The organism is Capnocytophaga canis (genome assembly GCF_000827555.1).
GTDB lineage: Bacteria > Bacteroidota > Bacteroidia > Flavobacteriales > Flavobacteriaceae > Capnocytophaga > Capnocytophaga canis.
This window is the reverse complement of sequence record NZ_CDOI01000161.1, coordinates 1-18894: the sequence shown is the minus strand read 5'-3', so window position 1 is coordinate 18894 and position 18894 is coordinate 1. Positions and strand designations below refer to the sequence as shown.

The following is an 18894-nucleotide window of genomic DNA, read 5'->3' as shown; positions in this document are numbered from 1 at the left end:
GCCTGAACTAATTGGCTACTTCACTAATAAATTTAATTCGATAGATTCGTAGTTCGTCATCTTCATAATCACCGTCAAATTCTTTCGATGCGATCGAAATTTTATCCGATTCCGCCTCCATGAAATAGTCGTGCAACTCTTCTTGCTGTTCTTCATCAAAGATTTCGTCAACCCAATAGTTGATGTCCAGTTTCGTGCCACTGTAAACGATTTGTTCTAATTCTTTCAGGAATTCGTCCATCTCCAAGCCCTTTGCCTTTGCAATGTCGGGTAATGGTAGTTTTCGGTCAACATTTTGGATGATATACAGTTTTAGCGATGAATTGGAACCTGTTGTACGAACGATCAGGTCATCAGCTCGTAAGATGTCGTTATCATCGACATATCTGGCGATAAGTTCTACAAATTCAGCACCGTATTTTTTGGCTTTTCCATCTCCAACACCGTGAACGTTAGTAAGTTCTGAGATTGTGATAGGGTATTTCAACGCCATATCCTCTAACGAAGGATCTTGGAACACTACAAAAGGAGGTACTCCTTTCTTCTTAGCTACTTTTTTGCGTAAATCTTTGAGCATACCCAGAAGCACTTCGTCAGCTACTCCGCTACTCGAATTGTTATTTTCCTCAGGTTCTTCCTCGTAAACATGGTCTTCTGTCATCATAAATGAAGGAACGTTTTTTAAAAAATCTTTTCCTTTTTCAGTGACAAACATGACTCCATAGCTTTCTATATCCTTGTATATAAGTCCATTAACCATAACCTGTCGCAATAAAGCCATCCAGTAGAGATCATCTTTTTCTTTTCCAATACCAAAGAATGCCTGTTCATCAATTTTATGAGATTTAATCAATGCGCTTACTTTCCCAACTAGGACATTAACCAATTCTTTAGCCTTGAATTTTTGTTTGGTAGAAAGGATAATATTTAGTAATTTAACCACATCATCTTTGGCCTCAATTTTAGTCTTTGGATAGCGGACGTTATCATCCATATTAGCACCTTCACCATTTACTTCGTCAAATTCTTCCCCAAAATAATGGAGTATGAATTTACGTCTTGAGCTTGAGGTTTCGGCATAAGCAACGATATCTTGCAGCAAAGCCTGTCCAATTTCTTGTTCAGCAATGGGTTTACCGACCATAAATTTTTCTAATTTTTCAACATCTTTGTAGGAATAAAAAGCTAAGCAATGCCCTTCGCCCCCATCACGTCCCGCACGTCCCGTTTCTTGGTAGTAACTTTCGATGCTTTTCGGAATGTCATGATGAATTACAAAACGAACATCAGGTTTGTCGATTCCCATACCGAAGGCGATGGTTGCTACGACTACTTCTACTTCTTCCATTAAAAACATGTCCTGATGTTTCGCTCGTGTTTTAGCATCTAATCCTGCGTGATATGGAACAGCGGTAATGCCATTTACTTGTAACATTTGAGCCAGTTCTTCCACTTTTTTTCTGCTTAAACAGTAAATAATTCCCGATTTTTTACTGTTTTGTTTTACAAAACGTATGATATCCGTATCTACATTTTTGGTTTTTGGGCGTACTTCGTAATATAAATTGGGTCGGTTGAAAGATGATTTAAACACATTTGCCTCGGACATACCCAAGTTTTTCAAGATATCTTCCTGAACTTTAGGTGTTGCGGTGGCTGTCAGAGCTACTACAGGGATGCCATTTCCTAAACGGTCAATGATGGTTCGTATGTTTCTATATTCAGGTCTGAAATCATGTCCCCATTCTGAGATACAATGAGCCTCGTCCACGGCAACAAAAGATATTGGTATGGTTTTTAAGAAGTTAGCATATTCGTCTTTGATTAATGATTCTGGAGCAACATAAAGTAATTTAGTTTTTTTGCTACTGATGTCGTCCATAACTTCTCGGATTTCGCCTTTTGTTAAAGATGAATTTAGAACGTGAGCCACACTATCGGTCGACGAAACTCCACGAATGGCATCTACTTGGTTTTTCATCAATGCAATCAAAGGAGAAATTACGATAGCTGTACCTTCTAAAACCAAGGCAGGAAGTTGATAACACAAAGATTTCCCACCACCGGTGGGCATAATAACGAAAGTATTTTCTTTGTTGATGACACTTTGTATTATTTCTTGTTGATGTCCTTTAAAACTATCAAACCCAAAATAATGCTTTAGAGCACTCTGTAAATCATTTTTAGCTAATTCCATTTAATCGTATCTATATTTTATCTAACTTTGCAAACATAAAAGTACAACTTTTTTTTTAATTGACAATAAAAAAACGAAAAAAATTAATGGATACAGATAAAATTATTGAAATCGCTCGAGTAACAATTGAAGAAGAGGCGAAATCTATTCTAAAATTATATGATTTTGTAGATGAAAATTTTGTAAAATCGGTCGATTATATATTAAAATCAAAGGGACGGGTTGTTGTTACAGGAATAGGTAAAAGTGCTATTATTGCCAGTAAAATTGTAGCAACAATGAACTCAACAGGAACTCCCGCCATATTCATGCATGCTGCCGATGCCATTCATGGTGACCTGGGAATCATTCAGGAGGATGACGTGGTTATATGTATTTCAAAAAGTGGAAATACACCCGAAATCAAAGTGCTTGTACCTTTGCTTAAGCGAGGGAAAAATAAACTCATAGCGATTACTTCAAATAAAACTTCCATTTTAGCTCAACAAGCAGATGCTATTTTGTATGCTCATGTTGAAAAAGAGGCGTGTCCGAACAATTTGGCTCCTACAACTAGTACCACTGCTCAATTGGTTTTAGGAGATGCTTTGGCTGTATGTTTATTAAAAATGAAAAACTTTGGTAGTAGTGATTTTGCTAAATATCATCCTGGTGGAGCTTTAGGCAAACGACTCTATTTGAAAGTATCCGATATTGTGGTTAACAATCAAAAACCGCAGGTGTCACCAACTACTGACATCAAAAAAGTGATTGTTGAAATATCCGAAAAAATGTTAGGTGTCACTGCAGTTGTTGAAAATGAGCGAATTATGGGAATAGTTACCGATGGGGATATACGCCGAATGCTCAGCAAAACTGATACGGTAAGCGGACTTACAGCTCAGGATGTCATGACTTTGAATCCAAAAACAATTCAAGCTGATACTTTAGCCATTGATGCTCTTGAGATTATGGAGTCCAATAAAATCACACAATTGTTAGTTACGGAAGGTAATATATATATAGGTGTAGTGCATTTACATAATCTGATTCAAGAGGGAATCATTTAGGTTTGATAAATTCGAACTATTTTGATGTATTTTAATTAACTACAACGGAACTATGTTTTTAAAAAATGTAATTACTGATGTTTTGGAGCAATATGCAACAGTGACAGAGCGAATTATTTTCGTCACATCTGGTAAGCGTCCGGCATTATTTCTAAAAAAATATTTTGCTGAACAAACCACAAAGGTCTCAATAGCTCCAGAATTTATCAGTATTGCTGAATTGTTACAGCAAATTTCAGGAGTTCAAGAGGTTGGTAATCAGCAACTTTTGTTTGAGCTTTATGAAACATACCGAAATACCTGTCAAACAACTCTCGATGATTTTGAAACCTTTATAGGGTGGGGACAAATACTATTGAAAGATTTTAGTGATATTGACCATTATTTGGTACAATCCGAGAAAATTTTCCCATATATTCATGCTTTGAAAGAAGCAGAACATTGGTCTGGTTTTGAAAAACAAACCGAAATGCAACAAAAATATTTGGATTTTTGGAATACACTTGGCGATTATTATTTCGCTTTTAATGAAAAATTAAACGATAGAAATCACGGATATGCAGGTTTTGTTGCAAAAAAAGCAGTCGAAAAATTACCTAAATACATACAAGAAAACAGCCATAAAATACATATTTTCGTTGGATTTAATGCTCTTTCAAAAGCAGAACAGCAAGTAGTCCAATCCATTTTAATGGATACCGAATCTGAGATATATTGGGACATAGACAAGTACTTCATGGATAATGTTCACCATGATGCAGGATATTTCATTCGTAAATATAAGAACAACTGGAGGTATTATAATCAAAGAAAGAAAGAGTTTAAATGGCTCACTAGCAGTTATGAAGAGTCTAAAAATATTGAAATTATAGGAGTTCCTAAGAGTGTTAATCAGGCTCATACGGTAGCTGGATTACTACGAGAAATACCTCACAGTAATATGGAACGAACAGCTTTAGTCATTGGAGATGAACATTTATTAATCCCTGTACTACAGTCTATTAGTTCGGATATTCCAGTGAACGTAACGATGGGATACCCCTTGCAACAAACACCGTTGAATGATTTGTTTGTTGCTTTTTTCAGGCTACACCTATCGAAAAGTTACCGTTACAGAGATGTATTACATCTACTTACACAACCATTTCTTCAAGAAGTGTTTTCAGGCAAAGGAATTTCTAAAATTATTCAACATATCAAGGAAAAAAATCTGACATATTTGTCGAAAGCAAAATTAATGGAAATCACTCCTGATGAAGACAAGGAAATTATGGAAGTTCTTTTTCCAGAGAAAACCGATGATTATGTTACTGATTTGATAAACAGTGCTTTAAATATAATATACAGAATTAAGAAAGCTGTAGAATCTGATAAGAATGAGAATATACTTGGTTTGGAATACGCCTATCGTTTTTATCAGTTATTCAATCAGTTACAGACTTTACAAGGGAAATATGGCTATATAGATTCTGTAAAAACCTTGTATCATTTCTATTTGGACATATTGCAAAAAAGTTCCTTAAATTTTGAAGGAGAACCATTGGAAGGTTTACAAGTGATGGGGGTATTGGAAAGTCGTAGTTTGGATTTCGATAATATTATAATAACATCTGTAAATGAAGGGGTTATGCCAATGGGAAAGAGTGGGAATTCCTTAATTCCTTATGACGTAAAATTTCATTTAGAGATGCCTACCTACAAAGATAAGGATGCTATTTATAGTTATAATTTTTATCGTATGTTACAGAGTGCCAAAAACATATATTTAATTTATGACACTGAAAATGGTAGTTTGAAAAGTAAAGAAAAAAGCCGATTTATCCTGCAATTGTTGTCAGAAAGGAATCCTAACCACAGGATTCAATATCAGGTGAAGGCTCCTGAGGTGTATCCCGCAAAAGGTTCTATGTTACAGATACCGAAAACTGAAGCTGTTTTTCAGCGGTTGAGGGAAATGGCTGATAAAGGGTTATCTCCTTCAGCTATAACAAATTATATATTAAACCCACGAGTATTTTACCAACAAAATGTACTGCAAGTTTATGAAGAGCGTGATGTAGAAGAAACTATTGAAGCTCGAACTTTTGGGGATATTGTTCACGAAGTTTTAGAAACGCTGTACAACCCTTTTTTAAATACACCTCTTAAACAGCATCATTATATTGAAATGCAATCGAAATTGGAGGCTCTAATCGAAGAGAAATTCGTCAAATATTACAAAAATGAAGATTTTAAATTAGGTAAAAACTTATTGATTTTCAATGTAATACATAGTTATTTGAAACGGTTTTTAGATCTTGAACAGCAAGAAGTTGAGAAAGGTACCGAATTGGTTGTTTTGCATTTGGAAGAAAAAATCAGAGTGCCTTTTGTGAGTGATAAATTACCTTTCCCTGTTTATATAAAAGGAATTATTGACCGTATTGATATGCGTGATGGCGTGTTGCATATTATTGATTATAAGACAGGTATAGTAGAAGAAAACGCTGTAGGAATTGCTGATTGGCATTTGCTAGTAACTGATTTCAAGTATAGCAAAGCATTTCAGTTATTGAGTTATGCATACATGTATCAGCAACGTTTTGGTTATCAGGAATGTATGATTGTAGGAAATATCTCTTTTAAAAGGCTCAATATGGGGTTGATAAAGTTCCATACTAAAGAAAAAGTAGGAAGAACATATGTGAAAGATTATAATATAAACTCTTTTATATTAGACAGTTACAAAGAATATACAGAAGCTTTATTAGCTGAGATTTTCGATATATCAATTCCTTTTACAGAAAAAGAGTAGGGCAAAAGCTGAATTTTACAGTTTGGTAGCAAATACAATCGTAGGTCATATGAAATTAGAATATAAAAAACTGAAAATTAAATGAATGAAAATGTTAAAATACAATTTTTAAAAGATTTATCAAGGAATAACAATCGAGAGTGGTTTGCTGAACATAAATCGGAATACGATGCTATTGCTAAGGATAATAAAATCTTTTTTCAAGAGATTTTACAACGATTGCGACAGCATGATGACATTACGGATATGCATATTTTCCGAATTTACAAAGATGTACGTTTTTCAAAAGATAAATCACCTTATAAAACTAATTTTGGAGCTTCATTTACTCGAAGAAAGCCTGAACTTAGAGGTGGTTATTATATTCATATAGAGCCTAATAACTCATTTGTAGGAGGTGGATTTTGGAATCCGAATAAAGAAGATACTTTTCGCATTCGTAAGGAATTTGAGATGGATGACCAACCCATTCGTGAAATAATAGCAGACATGAAGTTTCAAAAATATTTTGGTAATATTCAAGCTTTTGACACTCTAAAAACAGCTCCCAAAGGTTTTGAGAAAGACCTCCCAGCAATTGATCTTATTAGGATGAAACATTGGGTGGTAAAACGAAATTTTTCAGATGAAGATGTTGAAAATGAATATTTTTTAAACGAAGTAATAGATACTTTTTTGGCAATGCGTCCGTGGTTTGACTATATGAGTGAAGTGTTAACCACTGATTTGAATGGAGAAAGTGTCTTATAGTGAAAACCAATATCTTTTATAATTTTGTTAGAGATTTAAAAAAACTACTATTTTGATTTCTTGGATATTAAATACAATTCCTCGTCCGTGGCTCATCAAAATGAGTTATTGGGTACGTCCTTTTTTGAGTTTATGGTATCGAGGCAATCGGTACAAAGATCCTATCGACGGTAAAAGATTTCGTAAATTTTTACCTTATGGTTACGGCATTCAGCGACCTAATGTGCTCTCGCCATCAACACTTTCATTGGAGCGACATCGGTTGTTGTGGCTCTATTTGACCAATGAAACAAATCTTTTAGAGCAGAAAATCAGAGTTTTGCATGTAGCTCCTGAACAAGCTTTTTATAGACGATTTAAAAAAAATCCACATTGGGATTATGTAACTACTGATTTGTACTCGCCTCTTGCTGATGTGAAAGCAGATTTATGCAATTTACCTTTTGAAGACAATTCGTTTGATTTGGTTTTGTGTAATCATGTTTTGGAGCATATTCCTGATGACATAAAGGCTATGAATGAATTGTTTAGAATAATGAAAAAAGGGGGAATGGGAATTTTTCAGATTCCGTTGGATGTAAACAGAACTCTTACATTTCAGGATGATAGCATTACGGATCCTGTTGAACGTACACGTATTTTTGGGCAGTATGACCATGTTCGAATCTATGGCATAGATTATTTTGATACGTTGCGAAAAATTGGTTTTCAGGTTGAGGAAAATAGATACGCCCAACGATTGAGTATGTCCGAAATTGAAAAATATCGCATTGTGAAAGATGAAATATTACCAATTTGTAGGAAATTATGATTCATACACTGAGATTTAAGAGAGAAGTAATATGTCGAAAAATAAATTTTATGTAGTTTGGGAAGGTAGAGAGAAGGGTATTTTTTCTTCATGGGATAAATGTAAAAAAGCGGTAGAGAACTATCCAAAAGCTAAATATAAAGGATTTGTAACCAAAGAGTTAGCTCAACAAGCCTTTCTTATGGGGTATCAAGTGTATAAGAAAAGTACATTGGCAAAATCAACTGTATCCCAGGTAGCGATGGCAAATGTTGGAAAGCCGAAACTTCCTTCCATTTCAGTGGATGCTGCCTGTAGTGGCAATCCAGGAGTGATGGAATACCGAGGAGTTCATACAGCTACAAAAGAAGAAATTTTTAGATTGCCACCAATGGAAGACGGAACTAACAATATTGGAGAATTCCTCGCTATAGTTCACGCATTGGCATTGATGAAGAAAAATAATCAAACAATGCCTATCTACACTGATAGTCAGATAGCAATTAAATGGATTCACCAAAAAAAATGTAAAACAAAACTCAAAGAAACTCCAAAAAATGAAAAGATTTTTGAACTTATTGATCGAGCTGAATGTTGGTTGGAACAAAATACCTATCTAAATCCTATCCTGAAATGGGAAACTAAATTTTGGGGAGAAATTCCTGCTGATTTTGGAAGAAAAGGCTAGGGTAGGAGTATACGAAAGTTAAAGTTAGTTAAAGTTGTAACTTATTGAAAAGAAGTTACGTATAACGAAGTAAATGGATATGTTTTTTTAAACCCTAATCAAAATGAGACAGTTAAAAATCACCAAGCAGGTAACCAATAGAGAGACAGCCTCTCTTGATAAATATCTTCAAGAAATTGGAAAAGTAGATTTGATTACAGCCGATGAAGAAGTAGAGTTGGCACAGCGCATTAAAGCAGGCGATACAATTGCTTTGGAGAAACTGACCAAAGCAAACTTGCGTTTTGTTGTTTCTGTAGCTAAACAATATCAAAATCAAGGGCTTACACTTCCCGATTTGATTAACGAGGGAAATTTGGGACTCATTAAAGCAGCGCAACGTTTTGATGAAACACGTGGTTTTAAATTTATTTCCTATGCCGTTTGGTGGATTCGTCAATCTATATTACAAGCCTTGGCAGAGCAGTCCAGAATCGTTCGATTACCGTTGAACAAGATAGGGTCTATAAATAAAATCAATAAGATGTATGCCTATTTGGAACAAGCTCATGAGCGAGTGCCATCGGCTGAGGAAATTGCCAAAGAATTGGATATGTCGGTGAATGATGTGAAAGAATCAATGAAAAATGCAGGTCGCCACATTTCTATGGATGCTCCTTTGGTTGAAGGGGAGGACTCAAATTTGTACGATGTATTGCGAAGCAATGAGTCTCCAAATCCGGATAGAGAGCTTATTTTGGATTCGTTACGTACCGAAATTGAACGCGCATTGGAAACATTAACACCTCGTGAGGCAGATGTTATTCGTCTTTATTTTGGTTTGGGAGACCAACATGCAATGACTTTGGAAGAAATTGGTGAAACCTTTGAACTCACCCGAGAACGTGTACGACAAATTAAAGAAAAAGCTATACGGCGACTCAAACATACTTCAAGAAGTAAAATATTAAAAACATATTTAGGATAATAAAACAATAGAAAGCCAAGTAATGAAATACATATCTACTTGGTTTTTTATTTTCCTCAAAATTAATAAAAAAGAAAATAATGGATGCAGATATTCAACTTATAACGGATTCTATTTTGACTCAGAAAACAAAACACTTACATACTGTTGGGGTAGTGATCTGCAAGATCTTTTTGGTGGATATGCCTACTTATTCGAAATACAAAAAACATTTGGAAGTAGCTCGGCATACTCTTTTGGAAGTTAAGAAAGAATCAGATGTGTATTACGAAAAAAAGGCTTTAGAAAAAGGAGGGCAACGCTCTGATTTTTTTTGAAATTACGATTGATTTACAAAGACTTGAGCATTCAGGGAGCCCAATAACTCCAGCTGAGTTCATGGGAAGGCAATATGACATAACCACGCAAAAATTACTTGTAAGAGGTCAAAAGTATTTCTTAAATAATTATTTTTTTCATGACACTGTAGAATCGAGTGAAAATATCGTTAAAACTTTTACTCACTTACCTGATGGTTTTGCTTATGCGGTTTTGAATCCGCCACATTCTCTTCAAGTAGGGAAAAATATTTTTGAGAAAGGAAGTTACTTTTTAGATTTCTGTCAAACTTTGTTCACAGATATAGAAAGACTGGAAATTTATCAATGGAGTGATGATACTTCCAATTTTTTTGATGCAGGAAAAGAATGGTGGAGAACGTTTTTTTATACCGTTTACAACCCAATTCAAAATATCTATATAGGCATTGTTGCTTCATCAACAGATTGAAAAAATATTTTATGAAATTAAACAAAGGTTATACAGAATTCTCGTATAACCTTTGTTTGTAATTAATTTTTCTGCTCCTTATTAAAATAAACCAAATAGTAATACATTTGTTTTTCCTCGTCCCAGCCCTTTTCGATAAACCTTTCAGCCGATTCAGGATTCACAAAATCCATACGAATTTGAATGTTGGTATCCAGATCAATTACGTTTTTAATTTTTTTCCGTGCTTCTGTAACGGCTTTATTCGCAATAGGAAAGTTGGATACGTCTTCGATATTGTATTTTGGTCCTTTTTCCACCTTATAATGTTTAAATTCGGGTATAAACTCAGGATTGTCAAGAACTTCGTTCATAAAAGCAGTTTCTTCAAACTCGTCATTTTTTGCGAAATAGTTGATGGCTCTATTCATGAAAAGTACCTCTTGTTGCTTGTCTTCGGCAGGTAGTATTACATCTTTAGCAAAATCTTGGCTGAATTTCAAATATTTTTTGGTGTAAAAATTTTCATCGATAAGAGCATCTACCCCTAAGAAATTTTCCAGCCAATACTTGGTGTCATAACGATTGCTATCCACCGAAAGTACCTTATATCCTTCCTCTTTGTTGACGTTGAAAATGATACAACCTTTATCCAACTTGTGGATATTTACCCCCTCTTGGATAATAATATCCAATTGGTTCTGATTTTCTTCAAACTGTAAAAAGCTATGTTTCATCTCCGATTTGAAAATCCCAACAGCGGTTACCTTTTGGTTATCCAGATAGATGTCATGTAGTAAAGATACATACAACTCACCGCTTTTAATATGCGGATGACTTGATTGTCTGTATAAATGCTGAGCTATCTCTTTAGATACTTGGTGTATTGTATTTTCATTGTCAAAAATTTTGGATACAAGTTGGAACAATTCATTAAATTCCACGTCCGCTTCATGTGAAAATCGGAAGTAATTTTCCTCTTTCTCACGGAAAGGCTTGAAAAAATATTCCTTTAATAACCCGATGATTTCGTCATTCAATGAATAAGGTTGTTCCGATAAAAATAGCGGTTCATTTTTGCTTTGATTTCCAACGCGATGTATAGAAAGGCTGTCAATGTGAGTGGTGTAAAGATTTAGCATAAATTTTTAATACTTTTCTGAAACAAAACAGATTTTTTGATTAATATTTGGTTATAAAATAGCTAAATATTGCTTTATTTTTTAGTTTAGAAGCAATGATCAATAATAATCTTCCTCTCTGAAGTTTTCATAATCCTCCTCATCCATATCAAAATCGTTGAATTCATCATCGAATTCATTAAAATTCTCAGCTTCAAATAATTTTTCAGGAGCTTCTGCAGGAATTGTTCCATGAGAGAAAAGCAATGCAGGATATGACACTCCATTTTCATACTCATCCGCAATTTCAACCAGTTCTACGAAGAATGTCCACATTGAGAAAAAGTCATATACATAGAGTAACTTAGGTTCTTCTTCGCTCACTACAGAATCAATAGAGGTTTCCTCCATCAGACGAATTTCTCCGCTTTCTGAAAGGTCAAAAAGAGTAATTTCTTCACCTTGATTCCAGTCCTCATCAGTCAAGTAAAACGAAGCCATCTCATCTCCTGCAAATCCAAAAGACTGCACGATAATGTTGTGAAGATCCTCCAGTGTGGCATCTCCTTCAATGGCGATGTCTCGAAAAACATCTTCTTTTACATCAAGTATAATTCTAAATTTATATATCATTCGTTTATTAATTATTTATCCTTCCATTTTCTTGCTAAAAGCGTGTTTTTCAATAACATAGCAATTGTCATTGGGCCTACACCTCCTGGAACTGGGGTAATGTAGTCCGCCTTGTCTTTAACTTGTTCAAAATCAACATCTCCTACAATACGATACCCTTTTGGAGCGTTTGCATCTTCAAGGCGAGTAATTCCTACATCAATAACAGTCACGCCCTCTTTAACCATATCTCCTTTTAAAAATTCAGGAATGCCTAATGCCATTACAATAATGTCAGCTTGTTTTGTAATTTCCTTGATATTAGGAGTATAACTATGCGTTAGAGTAACAGTTGCATTTCCTGGATTTCCTTTTTGACTAAGCAAAATACTCATTGGACGACCAACAATGTGTGAACGTCCAACCACTACCACATGCTTTCCTTTGGTTTCTACGTTGTAGCGTTTGAGTAGTTCCATAATTCCAAAAGGTGTCGCAGGGATGAAAGCCTCCATATCTAAAGCTATTTTTCCGAAGTTTGCAGGGTGAAATCCATCAACATCTTTCTCAGGGTCAACGGCTAACAATATTTTTTGACTGTCGATGTGTTTCGGTAATGGTAACTGAACGATATATCCGTCAATTTCAGGATTTTTGTTTAATTCGTTGATTTTTTGTAATAACTCCACCTCAGTGATTTCTGCAGGAAGGGTTATTAGAGTAGATTCAAAACCGACTTGCTCACAAGCTTTAACTTTGCTTCCAACATACGTTAAACTCGCACCATCGTTGCCTACCAAAATCGCTGCTAAATGAGGAACTTTACCACCTTTAGCTTTGATTTGTTTTACTTCTTCAGCAATTTCTTGCTTGATTTGTTCTGATGTTTTTTTTCCGTCTAATAATTTCATAACATTGTATATTTGGTATAGTAAGTGTACGAAAGGAACATGTGTAAATCTATGAATTACTTCAAGATTTTTGTAGGTTCAAACTAATAAGTATTCAACTTTTCGTACAACCTTTTTGTTTTTATATTGATATAAATCGCTATTTTTTGTACTATAAGAAAAAATTTCGTAATTGATTTAACGATACAAAATTTTGAAATTTTATTTGTGTATTCGTTCTTTCTATCTCTTTGATAATGTCCTTTAACAATTGGTCTGGGGTTTCTTCGGCTCCAGACAAATTAGCGTCAAAATTAATCCCTACAGCAACGCTATCTTCATACATTCCCAAACACCAAAATTCCATGAATTCGGATAGTTTAATTTTTTCTATTTGATAATCGCTCCATTCGTCTTCTTGACAACTTTTAGCCATCGTTTCTTCTGACCAAAATGGGAAAACAGCAATCGCCTCACCCGTTTCCTCAACAAAAAACTCCGCAGAGGGACATACAGCAACCTCTTTTTTATTCTTTAAGGTGAAAACGACCTGATTTTTAACGATTTGTTCTATAAAATTTTTATACATTCTTTCGTTCTAATTTTTAAAAACTTTCAAGTTATAAAACTTTTTACAATTGATTTTTTAGATAAATTACAGAATGTAACTTCATTTTCAGTTCTATTTCTTCTCCTGTAGTTTGTATTTACAAGAGTTCTCTTTTAATAAAACTCTTTGATATTTTTCAGAATACATACAAATTAACTCCGTCGCCAACTAATTAGATTCTTCCGATTGTCCCATCAACATCAAATAAGCCTTTAAAAAAGCGTCTATTTCTCCATTCATGACACTATCAACATCCGTAGACTCGTGAGCAGTGCGTACGTCCTTTACCAATTTGTAAGGATGCATCACATAGTTTCGTATTTGTGATCCCCATTCAATTTTCATTTTTCCTGCTTCGATTTCATCACGTTTTGCTTGGCGTTTTTTTAATTCAATTTCGTAAAGCTGTGATTTTAAGAGTTGTAAAGCTTTGTTTTTATTGTCCAATTGACTGCGCGTTTCGGAATTTTCAATGATAATTCCAGTGGGATGGTGTCGCAATCGAACAGCGGTTTCTACTTTGTTCACATTTTGTCCACCCGCTCCACTCGAACGCATTGTCTCAAAACTGATATCCGAAGGGTTTATTTCTATTTCGATAGTATCATCTGCCAATGGATACACATATACCGAAGCAAACGAAGTGTGTCGTTTTGCATTGCTATCAAAAGGGGAAATACGCACCAATCGATGTACACCATTTTCTCCTTTTAAATACCCAAAAGCATACTCTCCCTCAATTTCAATGGTGACTGTTTTAATTCCAGCGACATCCCCTTCTTGAAAGTTTAAAGTTTTTACACTGTATTTCTGATTGTTACACCACATTGTGTACATGCGCAATAGCATTGAAGCCCAGTCACAACTCTCTGTACCTCCAGCTCCTGCAGTGATTTGCAAAACCGCACTCATGGAGTCACCTTCATCAGAAAGCATATTCCGGAATTCCAAATTTTCAATATGATGTAGTGCTTTAGCGTACTGCTCATCTACTTCATCAGCAGAGGCAATTCCTTCTTTTTGAAATTCTAAGAGAATCTCCAACTCGGAGGTTAATGATTCTGACTCCTCATAATCCTCTACCCATTTTTTTTTAGATCGAAGTTCTTTGATTATTTTTTCAGCTTCCTTTGGGTTGTCCCAAAAATTGGGGGCGAATGTTTTTTCTTCTTCATTCGCAATTTCGATGCGTTTACCATCTACGTCAAAGATACCTCCTTAACGCACCCAGGCGATTCACTAAATCCTTAACTTGTTCTGTATTTGTCATTATTCTTTATTTTATACGTTGCCAATATTGGGTTCTTCCAATGAGGGAAAAGCCAACATATCCCCTAACTTTCAGTCTGTTAGTACTTTCTAATGCAATCAAGCATTTATATTCTTTACCTGTTTTTGGATCCAGAATAGTTCCTCCATTCCACTCATTACCATCTTTTTTTAGGTCATTGATAATAATCAATCCCAAATAAGGTTTATTTTTATTGATACCTAAACAGTTGGAACAAATTGCATTTTTGTTTTTCTCTTCGAAAAGTTCAATAATTTTTCCGTAAACTTTTCCGTTTTCCTCGAATATTTCAACAATTGACTTTTCATTTCCTGTTTCATCATCAATTGTTTTCCACTTGCCCATAATGCTTTGCGCTTGAAGCATTACCGTATGTAATAAAACAACTACAAAAGAAAATACTATTCGTTTCATATACAATTGTGTTTTTAGTTGTTGGGACAAATATATGAAAAAAATAGTATTTACGGAATAGATTTACTCTCCTAAGACTAAAAATCGCTCCACGTTTGGACTGAATATGTTTTCGAAAGCAGATATGATGCTGTAATCCTCACTAATTATCAGTGTTTTACTAATATTGTTTATTAATAATTTTCGAGATAAATCATCGAAGTTTGTAGAATGGAATTGCTGTCCTACTAATCGATTTGAAGATGTGAATACCGTATTACACCATTCAGAAACATTTTGTCCAACATCAATGCCGATAAATTCCACATTGGGGAATAATTCCTTCAATTGTAAAATTCTGTTGAAAATAAGGTTTGACATTTCTCTTTGGTTTACAGACCAGAAATAAACGACGGTCACTTTAGGTCGAACAATATTTGATAATTTGTAGTAATTTCCGTCCAAGTCGATGATTTCAAATTCAGGTGGAGTGCGTCCTTTTTGTAGATCAATTGTTCGGATGAACACTTGTTCTAACTCTGCTTTATGAATGTTTTTTTCATTGTATTTGTAAAATTCTTCCATATAGCATTGACAATCCTGTTTATTCTGTATGTTAAAAATATAAGCATACGCGGCATTTCTGTACAGATTATCGCGCATCATTCCTGAAGGGAAAAGACTGTCTATGATTTGTATTTTTTTCAAGTGAAACTCTTCGTCTTTGTTAATATCGGGAGCGTTGTGTGTCAGATTGTATTTTTTAAAAGTTAAATTGTTGATTAACATCACCATATAGCTGTAATAGGGACGGTAATATTCCAATGAGCTGTTGTCAAACTCAATAAAATCGCGGTGATTGTAAAAATCTTTGGGCAATGAGTTTGCTACCGAGTTATTGCTATTTCGTTGATAGATAAAAGGATAAGATTCCACTTCACGAAATAAAGGATAAGTAGCACTTACCAATGCAATTTTTTTTGCATTTTTAGACAATGAAGGGTTTTCTTCTACAAAAAGTTGATAATGTTGCAGTTTTTGTTCGTAGATAGAATCTATTTTTTTCTTAAATTCGGTTGGTTCAAGAGTATTATTTCTTTTGATAAAAGCAGTTACCTTTTCATTCTCAATCCATTGAGAAAGCATAAAATTATTGATATTAGCACCTTTTCCTGAAAAGGATAAGCTTTCAGATAGGTTAGAAATATTCCCCGTAAAAACTAAGCTATCTTTAGGCTCTACGTAGACATAAACATACTGATGATCTATCTCAATATTGTACAAAGTTTCTTCCTTAATATCCATTTCAAGTAAAAACTTTTTGTTTTCATCAAGCGTTATGGAGTCAATAGCTTTGTCATTTTCATAGAGAACAACCACCTTTTCTTTAGTGTTAGGTAAGAAGCCTTTTATGTAGGTTAACTGCTGGTTTTCAGTGTTATGACAAGATACCAAAAGTATCAAAAAAAGAAAGTATATTATTCGATTCATCACCACATTTATCATCATCTCTGAGGCAAAGGTAAGAAAAATAAAATAGAACTCTGTTAAGAAGTAGTTAAAACAAAAAAGCTGTCTGAAAACATTATTCAGACAGCTTTCTCAGGCAAGTTCTCTGATTATCGGTATCGTTTTATAAGGTTTTTCACCAATAAAATTACGTTTGGCATTGCTTTGTTTGCAGCATTTAGAACTTCTTCATGCGACACGTTTGGAGCTATTTCTGGCCCTCCCAAATCAGTGATTACAGAAAGTGCACACACTTCCATGTTCTGATGTCGAGCTACAATAACTTCAGGTACCGTACTCATTCCAACGGCGTCGCCTCCTAAGATACGTACCATACCGTATTCAGCAGGTGTTTCAAAAGAAGGACCTTGCAAACCAACATACACTCCTTTTTGAACCTTGATGTTGTTTTCTTTGGCTATATTCTCTAATTCGGTAATCATTGCGGACGAGTATGGTTTACTCATATCAGGGAAACGTGTTCCAAACTGATCCAAGTTCTTGCCTCGTAACGGATGTTCGGGGAACATGTTAATGTGATCGCGAATAATCATCACATCGCCAATCTCAAAATTAGGATTCACTCCTCCCGATGCATTCGATACAATAAGCCGATTAATTCCTAACTGCTTAAAAATTCGAATGGGGAAAGTTACCTCTTGCATCGAATAGCCCTCGTAGTAGTGAGCTCTGCCTGCCATCATCAAAACATAGCGTCCTTCTATTTTCCCGTAAATGAGCTTACCTTTATGCCCACTTACTGTTGATTTTGGAAAATTCGGAATGTTTGAATATTTGATTTCAGAAATCACCTCCACTTCGTTTTCCAAACGGCTCAGACCAGATCCTAAAATAATCGCAAACTCAGGCGTATGTTCCGAAATATACGATTGAATGATACGTGCCGTTTCATTTATTTTTTCGTAAATATCCATAGTAAATTAATCTTTTATTGGCAAATATACTAAAAAATAAGCATTTAAACAAATAAATTTGATGCAACTATCTCAAATTTTTGCTTGAAAATTCGCTAAGAATAGGATTGATCATATTGTTTGTTTTTTGTGTGTTTCATCACATTCCTACAGAAGTAGCACAAGGATAAAGCCGTAGTATTCAGGAAAGTAAAAGAGTGAAGTTTTTATTAGAAATATAAGATGGTGAAGAAAGTGTTTTTTTTTCATAAAATAATTAACTCTTTGTAAATCAATATTTTATGTGTCACAAATTGTTTTTTTTACAACAAATAAATAAAAGTAAGAAAAAAATTTGCTTATATCAAAAAAAAACATTTATTTTGTTATCCGTTAGGAGGATAGACAGTAAAAAAGTCTGAAAATTCTGTTATACAAAATAGTAATAGACCGGATAAAGTTTAGGTGAAGAAAGAGTAGGTTTACAGTATTTTTTTCGATAACTAAAATATCCGTTAAAATATCCCTCTGTATGAGGGCTTTATCATCTCTCTAAATTAAATAGGCAGTCGGGAAGACAGCCTATTTTTATTTGTTGTTTCTCTTCAAATTTGATTGTATGAAAGTTATTTTTTAGCGAAATCTACAATATTGAATTTTTAGTAAGGCGTACCAAATCTTGAGTTTTTGTTTACGATACTTCAAAATAGGATAAGAGTACAAAAAATACAGTATCTTTTCCGTAGAACCAACACGAAAATTTTAGTAATTTCCTAAATAAAAACTACCAAGGAACAAGGTTTTTCCTTAGGTAGTTTTCTTTTTTAGTAATTAGGTAGCCTCATTTTGAAACTTACCATGTGATGGAACGATTATTTTGAGCCTATTGTCAATGTTGTTTACTCCAAACTATACGTCGTTCCGTCTTTTCCGTCTTTGAGTTGAATACCGATGGCTTTCAGTTCGTCGCGGATTTTGTCGGACAACGTCCAGTCTTTATTAGCACGAGCTTCCATACGCATCTGAATGAGCATCTGCATTACGCCGTCCAATTTATCATTGTTTTCAGTGGCTTGTTGTTCGTCTTTTAGTCCCAATACCTCAAAAACAAAGGCGTTGAAAGAGGCTTCCAACTCACGAAGGTCGGCTTCGGTTAGGGTTTCTTTGCCGTCTTTCACTAAGTTTATAATGCGAACGCCCTCAAAGAGTTGAGCAATGAGTATGGGGCTATTGAAGTCATCATTCATTGCGTTGTAGCATTGCTGCTTCCAATTTTGTACATCGAACGAAGAGTTTTTCGAAACTGGCAAGGACGAAAGGATTTTCCCCGCCTCCATAAGTCGGTTAAAGCCCTTTTCGGCTGCGAGCATTGCCTCGTTGGAAATATCCAAAACGCTGCGGTAATGGGCTTGCATAAAGCAGAAACGCACCACCGAAGGCTTAAAGGGTTTCTCGAAGAAGTCATTTTCTCCTGAAATAAGCTGCATTGGTAAAATGTAATTTCCTGTGGATTTGCTCATTCGTTGCCCGTTCATTGTCAGCATATTGGCGTGTAGCCAATAGCGTACGGGG

The 18894-nt window shown here is 34.7% G+C and carries 18 protein-coding genes; 8 read left to right on the top strand and 10 right to left on the bottom strand.

Annotated features, from left to right (window positions below; translation table 11 throughout):
• Nucleotides 1-7 precede the first annotated feature (7 nt).
• Nucleotides 8-2197: a DNA helicase RecQ gene (gene recQ / locus CCAND38_RS07900; protein ID WP_042344715.1), complete on the bottom strand. Its 2190-nt coding sequence runs from the start codon at nt 2195-2197 to the stop codon at nt 8-10.
• Between the two features lie 86 nt (nt 2198-2283).
• Between recQ and CCAND38_RS07895 the strand changes: the two genes are divergently transcribed.
• The 8 genes from CCAND38_RS07895 to CCAND38_RS07865 all read left to right on the top strand — a co-directional run bounded on the left by CCAND38_RS07895 (nt 2284) and on the right by CCAND38_RS07865 (nt 10003).
• Nucleotides 2284-3246, top strand: a complete 963-nt coding sequence (locus tag CCAND38_RS07895; protein ID WP_042344724.1) for a KpsF/GutQ family sugar-phosphate isomerase — start codon at nt 2284-2286, stop codon at nt 3244-3246.
• A gap of 52 nt (nt 3247-3298) precedes the next feature.
• The gene (locus CCAND38_RS07890; RefSeq protein ID WP_042344714.1) at nt 3299-6040 is read left to right on the top strand and encodes a PD-(D/E)XK nuclease family protein; all 2742 of its coding nucleotides are present in this window, start codon (nt 3299-3301) and stop codon (nt 6038-6040) included.
• Between the two features lie 81 nt (nt 6041-6121).
• Nucleotides 6122-6790 carry a DUF2461 domain-containing protein gene (locus CCAND38_RS07885; RefSeq protein ID WP_042344713.1) on the top strand — a complete coding sequence of 223 codons (669 nt, stop codon included), beginning with the start codon at nt 6122-6124 and terminating at the stop codon, nt 6788-6790.
• 100 nt (nt 6791-6890) lie between these two features.
• Nucleotides 6891-7601, top strand: coding sequence for a class I SAM-dependent methyltransferase (locus CCAND38_RS07880; RefSeq protein WP_042344723.1), 711 nt, complete (start codon nt 6891-6893; stop codon nt 7599-7601).
• Between the two features lie 31 nt (nt 7602-7632).
• Nucleotides 7633-8268 carry a ribonuclease H1 domain-containing protein gene (locus tag CCAND38_RS07875; protein WP_042344712.1) on the top strand — a complete coding sequence of 212 codons (636 nt, stop codon included), beginning with the start codon at nt 7633-7635 and terminating at the stop codon, nt 8266-8268.
• A 103-nt stretch (nt 8269-8371) separates the two neighbouring features.
• The gene (locus tag CCAND38_RS07870) at nt 8372-9235 is read left to right on the top strand and encodes a sigma-70 family RNA polymerase sigma factor (RefSeq protein WP_042007932.1); all 864 of its coding nucleotides are present in this window, start codon (nt 8372-8374) and stop codon (nt 9233-9235) included.
• An 80-nt stretch (nt 9236-9315) separates the two neighbouring features.
• Nucleotides 9316-9552 (top strand): hypothetical protein, encoded by a 237-nt coding sequence (locus CCAND38_RS11385; RefSeq protein ID WP_052458198.1) that lies wholly within the window; start codon nt 9316-9318, stop codon nt 9550-9552.
• Nucleotides 9553-9613: 61 nt separating this feature from the next.
• Nucleotides 9614-10003: a hypothetical protein gene (locus tag CCAND38_RS07865; protein WP_052458196.1), complete on the top strand. Its 390-nt coding sequence runs from the start codon at nt 9614-9616 to the stop codon at nt 10001-10003.
• Between the two features lie 62 nt (nt 10004-10065).
• Here the strand turns inward: CCAND38_RS07865 and CCAND38_RS07860 are convergent, their stop codons facing one another.
• From CCAND38_RS07860 to CCAND38_RS07820, 9 genes are all read right to left on the bottom strand, one after another.
• Nucleotides 10066-11124, bottom strand: coding sequence for a nucleoid-associated protein (locus tag CCAND38_RS07860; protein WP_042344711.1), 1059 nt, complete (start codon nt 11122-11124; stop codon nt 10066-10068).
• A gap of 99 nt (nt 11125-11223) precedes the next feature.
• Nucleotides 11224-11736, bottom strand: coding sequence for an IS1096 element passenger TnpR family protein (locus CCAND38_RS07855; protein ID WP_042007930.1), 513 nt, complete (start codon nt 11734-11736; stop codon nt 11224-11226).
• Between the two features lie 11 nt (nt 11737-11747).
• Nucleotides 11748-12626: a bifunctional methylenetetrahydrofolate dehydrogenase/methenyltetrahydrofolate cyclohydrolase FolD gene (gene folD / locus CCAND38_RS07850; RefSeq protein WP_042007929.1), complete on the bottom strand. Its 879-nt coding sequence runs from the start codon at nt 12624-12626 to the stop codon at nt 11748-11750.
• A gap of 151 nt (nt 12627-12777) precedes the next feature.
• Nucleotides 12778-13194 carry a DUF2750 domain-containing protein gene (locus CCAND38_RS07845; RefSeq protein WP_042344710.1) on the bottom strand — a complete coding sequence of 139 codons (417 nt, stop codon included), beginning with the start codon at nt 13192-13194 and terminating at the stop codon, nt 12778-12780.
• A gap of 189 nt (nt 13195-13383) precedes the next feature.
• Nucleotides 13384-14485 (bottom strand): peptide chain release factor 2 gene (prfB, locus tag CCAND38_RS07840; protein WP_119652647.1). Its coding sequence is split into 2 segments (ribosomal slippage): nt 13384-14421 and nt 14423-14485, totalling 1101 coding nucleotides; the frame shifts between segments, so codons are not numbered across the junction.
• A gap of 6 nt (nt 14486-14491) precedes the next feature.
• Nucleotides 14492-14920: a DUF2147 domain-containing protein gene (locus CCAND38_RS07835; RefSeq protein WP_042344709.1), complete on the bottom strand. Its 429-nt coding sequence runs from the start codon at nt 14918-14920 to the stop codon at nt 14492-14494.
• A 63-nt stretch (nt 14921-14983) separates the two neighbouring features.
• On the bottom strand, nt 14984-16390 hold the full coding sequence (locus CCAND38_RS07830) for a TlpA family protein disulfide reductase (protein ID WP_231550019.1): 1407 nt from the start codon (nt 16388-16390) through the stop codon (nt 14984-14986).
• Nucleotides 16391-16518: 128 nt separating this feature from the next.
• Nucleotides 16519-17343, bottom strand: a complete 825-nt coding sequence (locus tag CCAND38_RS07825; protein ID WP_042007921.1) for a purine-nucleoside phosphorylase — start codon at nt 17341-17343, stop codon at nt 16519-16521.
• An 878-nt stretch (nt 17344-18221) separates the two neighbouring features.
• Nucleotides 18222-18894: DALR domain-containing protein (locus tag CCAND38_RS07820; RefSeq protein ID WP_042344708.1), on the bottom strand; the 673-nt coding region annotated here is incomplete at its 5' end.